The 13266-nt window shown below is 35.9% G+C and carries 10 protein-coding genes; 9 read left to right on the top strand and 1 reads right to left on the bottom strand.

Features of this window, described 5'->3' with window-relative positions; genetic code table 11:
* Nucleotides 1–49 precede the first annotated feature (49 nt).
* The 9 genes from HQN86_RS23115 (at nucleotide 50) to HQN86_RS23075 (ending at nucleotide 11682) form a co-directional block, all read left to right on the top strand.
* Nucleotides 50–2188, top strand: coding sequence for a GumC family protein (locus tag HQN86_RS23115; RefSeq protein ID WP_172663227.1), 2139 nt, complete (start codon nucleotides 50–52; stop codon nucleotides 2186–2188).
* Nucleotides 2189–2197: 9 nt separating this feature from the next.
* Nucleotides 2198–3700 (top strand): O-antigen ligase family protein, encoded by a 1503-nt coding sequence (locus HQN86_RS23110; RefSeq protein ID WP_172663225.1) that lies wholly within the window; start codon nucleotides 2198–2200, stop codon nucleotides 3698–3700.
* 171 nt (nucleotides 3701–3871) lie between these two features.
* Nucleotides 3872–4429, top strand: a complete 558-nt coding sequence (locus HQN86_RS23105) for an acyltransferase (RefSeq protein WP_246269719.1) — start codon at nucleotides 3872–3874, stop codon at nucleotides 4427–4429.
* 33 nt (nucleotides 4430–4462) lie between these two features.
* Nucleotides 4463–5665: a glycosyltransferase gene (locus HQN86_RS23100; protein WP_172663220.1), complete on the top strand. Its 1203-nt coding sequence runs from the start codon at nucleotides 4463–4465 to the stop codon at nucleotides 5663–5665.
* Between the two features lie 71 nt (nucleotides 5666–5736).
* A complete protein-coding gene (locus HQN86_RS23095; protein ID WP_246269718.1) occupies nucleotides 5737–6837 on the top strand; it encodes a glycosyltransferase family 2 protein in 1101 nt (366 codons plus the stop codon).
* 23 nt (nucleotides 6838–6860) lie between these two features.
* Nucleotides 6861–8000, top strand: coding sequence for a glycosyltransferase family 4 protein (locus HQN86_RS23090; RefSeq protein ID WP_172663218.1), 1140 nt, complete (start codon nucleotides 6861–6863; stop codon nucleotides 7998–8000).
* 19 nt (nucleotides 8001–8019) lie between these two features.
* On the top strand, nucleotides 8020–8592 hold the full coding sequence (locus tag HQN86_RS23085) for a gluconate 2-dehydrogenase subunit 3 family protein (protein WP_172663217.1): 573 nt from the start codon (nucleotides 8020–8022) through the stop codon (nucleotides 8590–8592).
* Between the two features lie 7 nt (nucleotides 8593–8599).
* Nucleotides 8600–10291 carry a GMC oxidoreductase gene (locus HQN86_RS23080; RefSeq protein WP_172663216.1) on the top strand — a complete coding sequence of 564 codons (1692 nt, stop codon included), beginning with the start codon at nucleotides 8600–8602 and terminating at the stop codon, nucleotides 10289–10291.
* A 29-nt stretch (nucleotides 10292–10320) separates the two neighbouring features.
* The gene (locus tag HQN86_RS23075) at nucleotides 10321–11682 is read left to right on the top strand and encodes a lipopolysaccharide biosynthesis protein (RefSeq protein ID WP_172663215.1); all 1362 of its coding nucleotides are present in this window, start codon (nucleotides 10321–10323) and stop codon (nucleotides 11680–11682) included.
* A 9-nt stretch (nucleotides 11683–11691) separates the two neighbouring features.
* Here the strand turns inward: HQN86_RS23075 and HQN86_RS23070 are convergent, their stop codons facing one another.
* Entirely contained in the window at nucleotides 11692–13119 is a 1428-nt protein-coding gene (locus HQN86_RS23070; protein ID WP_172663214.1) for a hypothetical protein, read from the bottom strand.
* Between the last annotated feature and the right edge of the window lie 147 nt (nucleotides 13120–13266).

The following is a 13266-nucleotide window of genomic DNA, read 5'->3' as shown; positions in this document are numbered from 1 at the left end:
AGTAATATCTTGTGAAAGATTAAATAGGAAATATAATTTAACAGTTATAATGGACATAAAAGCATTTTTACGACTTCTAGGCAAGTATAAATGGGTTTTGATATTAGTACCTCTACTAACGGGGGTGATTACTTATTTTCTGGTAAAGAACCTTCCCAGACAATACAGTTCTGAGGCTCAGATTGCTACTGGTTTAGTGGATCAATCTAAGCAGGTTGTGGTTAACTCTAATAGGAATGCGGATATTTTTAAGATCAACCAGCAGTTTTCGAACATCATTGAGCGGATGAAAATGAGGCGGATCATGAGTATCCTTTCTTATAACCTGATACTCCATGATCTGGAAAGTCCGAAAGCTTCATTCAGGCCTTACAGCAAACAAGTAGCTTCATTAAGGCAGGCCGGTATTGATGAAGTGGTAAGACTTTACAGAGAACGGTTGCTGAATAAACAGGTGATTACCATTAGTGATAATTCTGGTAAATATCCGTTATATGACATCATTAGTTCTATGGGCTATGATGATGAAAGCATTAACAATAATTTAAAAATATACCGCCCTGATAACAGTGATTTTGTAAACGTATACTATGTTTCGGAGAACCCCTTGCTATCTACTTTTGTTGTAAATACGCTGGCGACAAATTTTATTAACAACTATGGCGAGGATGTTAATCTGAATCAGAATAACTCTATAGAGCTTTTGGATTCGTTGATGAAGAAAAAAGAGGCTGCCATGAACCAGAAGAATGCGGCTTTGAAATCGTTTAAGATGAAGAACGGTGTGCTAAACCTGGACAAGCAGTCGGAAATGGTTTACTCGCAGATCTCACAAAATGAAGAACGTAAAGCGCAGGCGATAAGGGATATTCAGGCAAACCAGAGAGCGATAGCAGATATTGATGCGAGGCTAAGAGGAGGGATAGATAATGTAAGTTCGGGAAATTCTACAGCGGACAACAGGACGATCATAAATCTTAAAAACCAATTGAAATCTGCGAACAGTGCCTATATTGATGGTAATTTTAAAGCAGCAGATAAAAACAGAATAGATTCTTTGACCAGGTTGATAGACCGCGTAAGTTCAAAGATATCTGATGAGAATGTGACCAATCCGCAGGCTTCAAGACAAGGACTGATTGAAAGGAAATTAGCACTTGAAACGACTGTTAGCCAGGCCAAAGGAAGCTTAAGGTCTATTGACAATGAGCTGTCTGTTTTGAAGGCCAAATACAATACCATGGTTCCTTTTGATGCAGGGATTCAGAATTATGAACGTGATGCGGAACTGGCTACCAAAGATTACATGAACTCTTTGGATACCTATAACCAAAACAGGACTGGGCAGAATGTTGCCTTGAAACTGCAATTGGCACAGTTAGGATTGCCTGGTTTACCTCTTGCCTCTAAAGGCATAGTATATATAGCGCTTTCTTACATAGCTAGTTTGTTCCTGTGCTTTACCTGGATTTTAACGATGTTCCTTTTGGACCGCAGTATAATGGATTCAAAACAACTTGCGCAGGCAACCCAGTCAGCGGTTTTAGGTTCGGTTCCATACCTGTCATATTCAGATATTAACATCAGGGAGTTATGGAAGAGCAAAGAGAATGATCCTGAGTTTTTATCTTTTAAAAACCTTTTACGGTCATTACGTTTTGAGATTTCTGACGCCTTGAAAAAGAACAATGCCAAAATATTGGGGATTACAAGTCTTGACAGCAATGAGGGCAAATCCTTTCTGTCGGGCAGTTTGGCCTATGGTTTTGCGATGATGGGAGAAAAAGTGCTGCTAATTGGCGGGGAGACAAAAAAGGTGATGTCGGATTCAAAAGCGTTGGCTATAAACCAGGATTTTGAGACCTTTTTAGTGAAACGTGAAATTCAGACAGAAGACCTGATTACAATTTTGAATAAGAATGATGCGAATTCATCTTTACTGGAGAGCCAGAGTACCACAAGTTTAAGAAAAGGCTTTCAGGTTTTAAAAGACGAGTTTGATGTGATCATTATAGATGTAGACGGGCTTAAGGACATTAACAAAGCGAAAGAGTGGTTGCTTTTTACAGAGCTGAACTTAGCTGTTTTTGAATCTGGCAGATCTATATCTGATCCTCAAAAAGAGCTGTTGACATATATTAAGGGGCAACCTGGATTTATTGGTTGGGTTCTTAACAAAGTGAAATAATAACAACCTATGTACCAGTTTTTATCCTCATTATCACAAACATGGCGTACAATTATTTTGTCGGTTTTAGGGATATTGGTTGCTTTTGGAGTTAGTTTGATAACATATATTAATCCAATGGGCGCGGTGCTTTTGATTTTAGCGGCGTTGTTTGTTGTTTTTATGATCTTTCTTTTTAAAGAACCTTATATAGGTCTATACGCCTTAACGGCTTATTGCTTTCTATTTGGGATCTTATCACGTGAGGTTGGTGGTATAGCCTATGGTATAGGAATAGAGGCTCTTTTGTTGCTGATTTGGGTAATTGTGATTATTCAGCACAAGCGATATGACTGGACGCGCTTAAATAATCCGCTTACCAAACTAATGCTGATGTGGTTTATCATTAGTGTAGTTGAAATTATAAACCCTGAAGGAGCCAGTGTGATAGGGTGGTTGCAGGAGATAAGAAGTACTGCGCTGTTTCCTATGCTGATCATCCCCCTGGTATTTCTGTTGATTGACTCTGAGAAGAAACTAAACTGGGTGTTGATATTGTTAATTGCTTTGTCGTTACTGGCAACTTTGAACGGTATGAAGCAACAGCATATAGGTGTTTCATCTGGTGAGCAAAAATTTTTAGATGAAGTTGGAGCAGTTACCCACTTATTATGGGGAAGATTAAGGGTCTTTTCTTTTTATGGTGATTCGGGACAGTTTGGTGTTTCCCAGGCTTCGTTTGTAATGATTGCTATTGTGCTTGCAATAGCTCCGTTCAAATCATGGAAAAGGGTACTTGCCCTGATTGCTGCCGGATTATCTTTTTACGGAATGCTGATTTCGGGAACCAGAGGTGCATTTTTTGCTTTGGCAGTAGGTGCATTATGTGTTTTCTTTCTGACCAAAAATTTGAAAGTAATCATTCTTGGGGTAGTTGTAGCTGTGTTGTTTTTTGGGTTTTTAAAGTTCACCACCATTGGTAATGGTAATTATGGTTTGTATAGATTGCGAAGCGCATTGAACTTTAAAGAAGCCTCATTAAATGTTAGGTTTAACAACCAAAAGGTTCTTAGTGAGCGTTTGCAGAACAAACCTTTTGGTGGAGGACTAGGCGTAATTGGTACCTGGGGTAAACTCTATAATAAGGATAAGTTTCTTTCAACAATTGAACCGGATAGCTACTGGGTTAAGGTCTGGGCCATGTATGGTGTTGTTGGGTTAACAATATGGTTTTCTATGATGATGTATATTCTGGGTAAATGTAGTGGAATAATCTGGAAGATCAGGAATGTGGGACTGAGGTATAAGTGTATTGCAATGCTTTCGGCTACAGCGGGTATTTTTTTATGCAGCTATGGTAATGAAGTGATTAATTCGATGCCATCGGCTATTGTAGCTGCTTTATCTTTTGCACTTATTTTTCAGAGTGTGAATTTTGATGAAAGGGAGCCCTTGCCATCAAATAATAATAGTGAACCAAGTAAGGATACTGAAGGAAGTAATGATAATGATCTTAAAATAATTTACAGCTAATGCCATTTGAAATCTTTGTTATTCCTGGTGTAATATGTTTTGCGATTGCCTTTTTTTTAGAAATTAAGAACAAGGGCTAATTTTCATGTCCTAATGCAATAGAATTTAATATTTATGTCGATAGTCAATAAAATAAAATCAAATCCAAGGCTAAAAAAGCTGTTGCATAAGATGTTGATACCTGAAAATGATCATAAGCCACGACTTTGGGTTAGGCTTTTTGTGAATCCTTTTATACATAAAAAAGGAGCAGGGAGCATTATCAGGCGTCGAAATAGAATGGATGTTTTTCCATTTAATGAATTCAGTTTAGGTGAGAAATCTATAATCGAGGATTTTGTAACCATCAATAATGGAGTAGGTAATGTGTTAATAGGGAATAATACGATTATTGGAATTGGCAGTGTGGTAATTGGTCCGGTTGAGATAGGGAATAATGTGATGTTGGCACAGAATATAGTTGTTTCGGGACTGAACCATGGTTATGAGGATATTGACCTTCCGCCAAGTAAGCAGAAGGAGATCAGGAAGAAAATTACGATTTGTGATGATGTTTGGATTGGGGCAAACAGTGTGATTACTGCTGGCGTAAAAATAGGGAAACACGTTGTTATTGGGGCAGGCAGTATAGTAACTAAGGATATTCCAGATTATTGTGTAGCAGTAGGTAACCCGGCAAGAATAATAAAAAAGTATTCTGAAGATACTAAATCTTGGATGTCTGTTTAGTTTTTCTAAACAGGAGCAAGTAATTAATTAAAGATGATCAATAGAAATGTAATTATTATTGGACAGCAACCCTGGGATACTGAAATTGGCAGTAATTGCAAAAATATTGCACTCGAACTTTCAAAAAATAATACTGTATTATATGTGAATTCCCCGCTTGATAGAATTACCCGTTATAAAGATCATGACAATTTAAAAGTTAAAAAACGTTTGCGGGTAATTGAGGGAAAAGAGAAAGGATTAATAAAAATTAAGGATAACCTTTGGAATCTGTATCCGGATTGCATGGTTGAATCAATAAACTGGATTGCAAATCCATCCATATTTAATTATTTGAACAAGAGAAACAATAAAAAGTTCTCTAATTCGATAAAAAGGGCTTTAGAGGAATTGGGTTTTAAAGATTTTCTGTTGTTTAATGACAATGAATTATTAAAAGGCTTTTATTTAAAAGATCTATTACATCCTTCACTAAGTATTTATTATTCCCGGGATTATATTCTGGCTGTTGACTACTGGAAAAAACATGGGAAAAGACTTGAACCTTTAATTATTGCTCAAAATGATTTGTGTTTGGCAAATTCTCTGTACCTGACTGACTATTGCAAAAGCTATAATGAGAATTCTTATTATGTTGGCCAGGGTTGTGATATTGAGATGTTCAAGAATGCGGATGTAAGTGATAAACCTAAGGAGTTCGCAAATATTAGTACCCCGGTTGTTGGTTATGTTGGCGCTTTAAATAGCATACGATTAGATATATCGCTATTATACCATATTGCAAATGAAAGGAAGGATTTGACTTTTGTTTTGGTAGGGCCAGAAGATGATGATTTTGCGTTTAGTAATTTACATGATCTGGAAAACGTGATTTTTACAGGAATAAAGAAACCGGAAGAGCTTCCCTTGTATATGAGCTTTTTTGATGTATGTATTAATCCTCAATTAGTGAATATGGTAACAATTGGTAATTATCCGAGAAAGGTGGATGAATATTTGGCAATGGGTAAGCCAATAGTTGCAACACAAACAAGAGCAATGGAAATTTTCTCTTCGTACGTATATTTAGCAGAGAATAAAGAAAGTTTTGCGCTGCTTATACAAAGAGCTATCGACGAAAATACTGAAGAGTTGCAGGTGGCGAGAAGAGCTTTTGCCTCAAGTCATAGTTGGGAAAATTGTGCCAATGAAATCTATAAAGCTATTTTTAAATCTTTAAAAACAAAAGAATCTTAATGGATATAATTTATACTCTCTTTATTGTTATTCAAGTTCTAATTGGGATACATTTATTTACCCCCTTAATTTTGTGTTTTTTTAAGTTTTTTAATAAGCAAAGCATAACTAATAAGTTAACCGGAACCGATTTTGATTATGCTGTTATTGTTACCGCATACCAGCAGACCACTTTAATTCCAATGGTGGTAGATTCTATTTTGAAGGCGAATTATACCAATTACATTATTTATGTTGTGGCAGATAACTGTGATGTTAGTCATTTGAATTTTACAGACAATAAGGTTGTTGTTTTGAAACCGGAAGAAGTATTGGCCAGTAATACCAAATCCCATTTTTATGCAATAGACAGGTTTCAAAGAGATCATGAAATAATAACCATAATTGATAGTGACAACTTAGTTCATCCCGAATATTTTATTGAATTGAACAAGTTCTTTTCAGCGGGTTATACCTCAGTTCAAGGGGTAAGGGCAGCTAAAAATTTAAATACCCCATATGCGTGCCTTGATGAGGCAGGAGATATATTTTACAGGCTGATTGATCGAAAACTTTTATTTGAAGCTGGATCATCTGCAGCGCTTTCTGGATCTGGGATGGCTTTTACGACAACTGTTTACAGAGATTGCCTGGAACATACGCTAATTACCGGTGCAGGTTTTGATAAAATATTGCAATATGAAATTTTAAATAGGGGTTACAAAATAGCATTTGCTGAGAAGGCGATTGTGTATGACGAAAAAACAAGTAAAACCGGTCAGTTGGTAAATCAGCGATCAAGATGGCTGAATACCTGGTTTAAGTATTTTTTTCTCGGCCTGAATCTATTTGGTAAATCTATTGTGAATTTTAATCTGAATCAGGGGTTGTTTAGCCTTATGCTGCTTAGACCGCCACTATTTATATTGCTCATTCTCTCAGCTACTTTTTTTGTGCTGGACTTGTTTTTTATCCCGCTATTCTCAATTTATTGGATACTTGGAGCAATCGTATTTATTGTTTCTGTGTTTTCGGCGCTGAAATATTTCAAGGCGGATAAAAGAATCTATAGTTCTTTAAAAAACGTGCACAAATTTATGTATTATCAGGTTTTAGCACTTTTGAAAGTTCGAAAAGCCAATAAAATTTCGGTAGCTACAGAACACTATTATAAAGAAGAGATAAAGAAATAGACTATAAAGTAAAGAATCGATAGATGAAAAAGAAGTTGCGTATTGGAATAGAAGTTCAACGTATTTTCAGAGCGAAAAAACACGGGATGGAGGTTGTTGCATTAGAACTGATAAATGAAATCCAGAAGTTAGATAAGTACAATGAATATATTCTATATGCAAGAAACGATGTAGATAATACCTGCGTTAAAGAGCAGGACAATTTTAAAATCAGGACGCTTTCTTCAAGTTCGTACCCAACATGGGAGCAATTTGCTTTACCAAATGCTGTAAAGAAAGACAACCTGGATTTTCTTCATTCAACATGCAATACTTCTGCGCTTAGCCTTTCGGTTCCATTAATGCTTACTTTACACGATATTATTTATCTTGAGAAAACGGACTTTAAGGGGACTTCATACCAAAATTTTGGTAATCTGTACAGAAGGTTTATAGTACCTAAAATTGTTGATAAGAGTAAGTTGATCATCACCGTTTCGAATTTTGAGAAGGAGGTGATTCTGAACAAACTGAAATTGCCGGAGGATAAGGTTAAAGTGATCTATAATGCTGTGAATCCTAAATTTAATGCGGCCTATTCTAAAGAAAAGCTCCTTGCTTTTAGAAATGCTAATCGGTTACCAGAAGAATTTATCCTCTTTTTAGGGAATACTGCCCCTAAAAAAAACACTTTAAATGTAATTAAGGCATATACTGAATACCGTTCTGCTATAAGCGAGGGCTTACCTCTGGTTATTTTAGATTACGATAAGAAATTAGTTGAAGATACCCTGAAGGAATTGGGTAAAGAACAATTTATTGAGCACTTTATTTTTCCGGGATACATTCCGTCTGACGAGATGCCTCTGCTTTATAATTGCTCCAGCCTATTTTTATATCCGTCTTTGCGTGAAAGTTTTGGACTGCCTATTTTAGAAGCTATGGCTTGCGGGGTACCGGTTATTACTTCAAATACTTCGTCTATGCCAGAGGTCGCTTCGAATGCAGCATTGTTCGTAAACCCTTTTGATCATAATGAGATAAAAGACGCAATGATTCGTTTTTTTGCCGATACTGCTTTACGGTCGGAAATGAGGGAATTGGGATTGAAAAGAGCTGCGAGCTTTACATGGAAATCTGCAGCGGAGCAATTGCTCTCTATTTATAATTCATTTATCCTTTAGCTTGTAATAAAAGAATGCTATGAATCGGAGACAGGTCATATATAGGATATTAGGAATTTCAGCAATTGCTGTAAGTGGAGCCGGTTTTTGGAAGTATTGGAATATTTATAAGAAACCAGATCTTTTATATCTAACGAGTAAAAAATCGCTTATAGCAGAAATAGCTGAGACTATTATACCAACTACGGATACCCCCGGGGCTAAAATAGCAAAGGTTGAAGATTTTATTATTAAGATGGTAAGAGATTGTACAGCAACAAAATCCCAAAATAACTTTATAAAAGGATTAGCTGATTTAGAAACGTATACCGAAGAGAATTACAATAAGACGTATGTAGCATGTACTGTGAAAGAACGGGAAGCTGTACTAACTCATTTTGAGAATTTAGAAGAATCACATTACCTGATTCGTAAACTAAAACAGAAAATATTGGGAGACAATTTCTTTCATATGTTTAAGTCTTACACGGTGACTGGCTATTGTACTTCGGAGCTGGGCGCTACCAAAGGATTATCATATGACTATTTACCCTCAACTTTTGAGGCATGTATTACAATTGGGGATAAACAAAAATCTTGGGCAACAAAATAATTTATAAATGGTAAACACTTTTGAAAAGTCTGTTTCTTATGATGCCATAGTAATCGGATCAGGAATTACCGGTGGGTGGGCAGCTAAGGAATTGTGTGAGAAGGGTCTTAAAACACTCATGCTGGAACGAGGAAGAGATGTACGTCATATTAAAGATTATCCAACTGCCAATTTGAATCCATGGGATTTTGAATATAGATTAAATAATACAAATAAGGAGTCAACAGAGAATCCGATACGAAGTGGAACATCTGACGAAAGTGACCGGATGTTTTATGTGAGCGATAAGGAGCATCCTTATATTCAGCATAAACCATTTAATTGGATAAGAGGTTATCAGGTTGGCGGTAAATCTCTAATCTGGGGAAGACAATGTTATCGGTTAAGTGATCTTGATTTTGAAGCAAATATTAAAGATGGTGTTTCCATCGATTGGCCAATAAGATATAAAGATGTTTCTGGGTGGTATGACTATGTGGAAAGGTTTATTGGTGTTAGTGGTAAGCATGAAAACCTTCCGTATTTACCTGATGGTTGCTATCAGCCTCCGATGGAGCTTAATTGTATAGAAAAACATCTTGCTGCATCTATAAAAAAGAATGAGGAGCATAGGTTGCTAACTATTGCCCGTGTTGCAAATTTAACAAGGGGACTGACTGATAGAGGACCTTGCCAGAATAGAAATTTATGCACCAGGGGATGCCCTTATGGCGGATATTTTAGCAGTAATAGCGCTACAATACCAGCAGCAGCTGCAACAGGAAATTTGACAATCAGGCCTTTTTCAGTTGTTAAGGAAATTATTTATGATGAAAAACTTCAAAAGGCCACAGGGGTAAGGATAATAGATTTGAACACACGTGAGGAGTTTGAATTTAATGCGAGGATTATTTTTGTTAATGCTTCGACAATTAATACCACTTCGATTCTATTAAATTCTAAATCATCGAGATTTCCAAATGGAATTGGTAATGATAGTGAGCAATTGGGGCATAACTTGATGGATCATCACTCTTCTTCAGGTGCCTCGGGAACACATGAGGGCTTTAAAGATGAATATTACAAGGGGAGGAGACCCTGTGGTTTTCTTATCCCAAGATTTAGGAATATAGGAAAGGGAGAAAAAGTAGACTTTTTAAGAGGATACAATTTTCAGGGAAGAGGCGAAAGAGAGGGATGGCAGGAGAAAAAAAACAATTTAAAGGGGTTTGGAGCCACATTTAAAGATCAATTAACTAAACCAGGCTCATGGTCTGTATGGATGGGGGGATGGGGTGAATGCCTTCCGTATTTTGACAACAAAATAGTGCTTTCGGAGAATAAGAAAGATAAATGGGGATTACCATTGATTGAGATAGATTTCTCATTTAGAGAAAATGAGCACCTGATGATGAAAGACATTCAGAATACAGGAGCGATTATGCTTGAAAAGGCTGGATTTAAAGATGTTAATACTTTCTCTTATAACACACCAGGTGGAGCGACAGTGCATGAAATGGGAACTGCCAGAATGGGTAATGATCCTAAAACATCTGTATTAAATAAACATAACCAAATACATGCTGTAAGAAATGTGTTTGTTACAGATGGAAGTTGTATGACTTCATCTGCATGCCAAAATCCTTCATTGACTTATATGGCGTTAACTGCCCGTGCATGTGATTATGCTGTTAGTGAAATGAAAAAGGGGAATATTTAAATTTTAGCTTACTAAAGTAGATCAATACAATGAAATCGAAGATTGCCTTCTTATTAAGTTTAGCTAAAAGTAAACATATCTTATCTCTGACCAGCAACGGCATAAACGCTGTAATTGGGGTTGTTACCCTGTCTATTCTTTTTAGACATTTAACAAGGGAAGATATGGGTAATTGGGGTTTCTTTTTAACGATTTTGTTATTAGTGGATACCTTTAGGTCTGGCTTTTTATCTACCGCTTTTGTAAAGTTCTTTTCGGGATCAACTGAGGACAGGAAAAAGGAAATAATAGGTTCAACGTGGTTTATCGCGATTATGATAACGCTGTTTTTTGCGATACTGAATGTTCCTGCTTATTTTGCTTCGGGTTATATCGCGGATCCTAGCTTTAAGCTTTTTCTCCAATTCTTTAGTATTAATTACATCTTATCACTACCATTTTTTGTTTCAAATTGCATTTTGCAGGGAAAACAAAGATATGACCGCTTATTATTTTTAAACTTTGCTAATCAAGGTTGCTTCTTGTTGTTGATTCTTCTGAATTTAAAAGGAATTACCATACACACGGTTTTGTATTGCTATTTGTCTGCAAATTTTGTGTCGAGCTCAATAGCTTTGTTTTTTAGATGGACCGATATAAGCATGTTGAAATATAAAACCAGATCCGCTATATCCGAAATCTATAATTTTGGGAAATACAGCGTGGGAACAAACCTGAGTGCAAATCTGTTAGGTTCTGTTGACTCGTTTATCATCAAATTTTTTCTTGGTCCATCGGTTCTGGCGGTATATAATGCAGGAACTAAATTGGTGCAGATTATTGAGATTCCTTTAAGAAGCTTTGTTTATACAGCTATGCCAACCTTATCGGCTTGCTTTAATTCAAATGAAAAGGCGAAGGTTATTCTTGTGATGAAAAAGTACATTGGAATGATAACGGTAGCACTGATGTCGGTTAGTGTGTTGGTCATCATTTTTGCAGATGTAGCCATATTGATATTTAGTGGGCCTAAGTATGTTGCAACCGAGGCACCAAATATATTGAGGATATTTATGGTTATCGCATTTCTTTATCCAGCTGAACGTTTTTTTGCTGTTACATTAGATGTAATTCATATGCCTAAGGTTAATTTACTGAAGATTATACTTATGCTGTTTGTAACAGTTTTAACCGATTGGCTTGCAATAGTGATTACAGGAAATGTTTATGTAGTTGCTGCAGCTTCTGTTTTTTCTACACTTACAGGACTTATAGTAGGTTATTTTGCCTTAAATTATTATTATCAAAAATTTACTTTCTTTGATATGTTTATAAACGGGTATAGAGAGATAGTTTTATTGTTAAAAAGATATTACTCAAAGTTTTTTGGTAAGAAATATCAACTTAAATAAGAAAATCTTTTATTCTACTGCCCCAATTGAAGGATTGCTTGTTGATCTGGCTTTACCGTAATAGTCTACGCTTATTAGTTTGATTAAAGAAGGATCGAAATTTTGCAGCGAAATTGCTCCTCCTGAACTTTTGGTTGCTGAATTGGAAGCTAAACTGAATTTTACGTTATCTGTTATTCCGGCATCCGCATAGGTTTTGAAATATTTGTTGGAATAAGAGGAAGGTTTTGTGTTACCCAGCTGGTTCCAAATTGGGTTTGTGTTATATTGGCCAACCAAAGGGAATTGATATCCGAGGTTATTAAAAACTTCGCATTTTCCACCTTCCTGTGTATACAAGTCTAAAATCTGAGCAGGGAAGGTACCTGATTTTGGCAGTAAATTTCCACATGTATTATTAAAGACTTTCGCATTTACATATGTTGTTTTTCCCGGCATAATGTTTCTTTTGAACGTTTGGAGTTCAAAGGCACTATACTCTCTTGAATTGGCAACAATATTATTAAAAATTAAAACCTCTTTAGGACTATCTCCTAAGCTAAAGCACCACGCTCTTATTGCATTTCCCTGGTGATCTTTTACGTAATTATTATAAAATTTACCATTACCAATCAGATAGAAAATTCCGTTATGATTGCTGCTCTCCTGATTGATGTCTTTTATAACATTATGGTGAATATTATAGGAATCTACGCTCTCTAATACCACCGCACTTCCTACTTTTGTGGAGTTTTTAAATGTAACATAAGCAATTTCAATATCCTTTATCAGCCCCTTTATGATATTGTCTTGAGCAGATCCTCTAAACCTGATTAAGGTACCTGTGTTGTCGCAATCAATGTTCAGGAATTTTAAATTTTTGCTATAAGAACTTTCTGACCCATTGTAGATGTTTTGCGGGGTATATTGAATACAACCATAGGTCACAAGATTTTGAAATGATACATTTTGTATTGTGAAGTTGTTGATGTTATCTGTTAATTGGAATGGGGCTCCATCTACAGTTCTGTCTTTAAAGAGAAATCCTCTTGAAATTCCGGGGGTTCCATTTCCACTTATAGTAACGTTGTTTAAATTGGAGAGTTTTATTTGTTTGTTTCCAATTAGTTGAACAAGTCCGTCGTTTTGAACTATTACAGGTTTATTAGTACCATTGATATTACTTATTTGTATACCATTATATGAACCACCTTTTATTTTTATTATAGTATTTGATGTTATTCCCAGTGTTTTTCCATCGATAGATAGATTACCTGAGCCGGTTCCTAAATTTAAGACAGTTGCATTTTCGGGGGCAGCAACCGTATCCTTTGGTGGAGGGACAGGTTTTTCGGTTTTGGGGAGTGGAACTTCCTCTACAGGAATTGTACTTTTTTTACAGGCTAATAAAATGATAATTGTAAATAAGAATAGGTAACTCCTTGTTTTCACTGTCATAATTTACATGTAAAATAATTTTTAATTACTGTTGATTTTCGTTCTAAACAAATAACATTTACCATTGCGACACTGTCTAATTATAAATCCCTATCCTATAATAAGTGGCGTAATATTTGTAATGGGGAATGTTTTTCTCAATAAAAA

Origin of the sequence: Pedobacter panaciterrae, assembly GCF_013204795.1 — a bacterium.
Lineage (GTDB): Bacteria > Bacteroidota > Bacteroidia > Sphingobacteriales > Sphingobacteriaceae > Pedobacter > Pedobacter panaciterrae.
This window is presented reverse-complemented; position numbering and strand designations above follow the sequence as displayed.

Excerpts from the sequence above, each read along its gene's own strand:
- HQN86_RS23115 (WP_172663227.1), top strand. The coding sequence starts at position 50 with ATGGACATAAAAGCATTTTTACGACTTCTAGGCAAGTATAAATGGGTT.
- HQN86_RS23110 (WP_172663225.1), top strand. The coding sequence starts at position 2,198 with ATGTACCAGTTTTTATCCTCATTATCACAAACATGGCGTACAATTATT.
- HQN86_RS23105 (WP_246269719.1), top strand. The coding sequence starts at position 3,872 with ATGTTGATACCTGAAAATGATCATAAGCCACGACTTTGGGTTAGGCTT.
- HQN86_RS23100 (WP_172663220.1), top strand. The coding sequence starts at position 4,463 with ATGATCAATAGAAATGTAATTATTATTGGACAGCAACCCTGGGATACT.
- HQN86_RS23090 (WP_172663218.1), top strand. The coding sequence starts at position 6,861 with ATGAAAAAGAAGTTGCGTATTGGAATAGAAGTTCAACGTATTTTCAGA.
- HQN86_RS23085 (WP_172663217.1), top strand. The coding sequence starts at position 8,020 with ATGAATCGGAGACAGGTCATATATAGGATATTAGGAATTTCAGCAATT.
- HQN86_RS23080 (WP_172663216.1), top strand. The coding sequence starts at position 8,600 with ATGGTAAACACTTTTGAAAAGTCTGTTTCTTATGATGCCATAGTAATC.
- HQN86_RS23075 (WP_172663215.1), top strand. The coding sequence starts at position 10,321 with ATGAAATCGAAGATTGCCTTCTTATTAAGTTTAGCTAAAAGTAAACAT.
- HQN86_RS23070 (WP_172663214.1), bottom strand. The coding sequence starts at position 13,119 with ATGACAGTGAAAACAAGGAGTTACCTATTCTTATTTACAATTATCATT.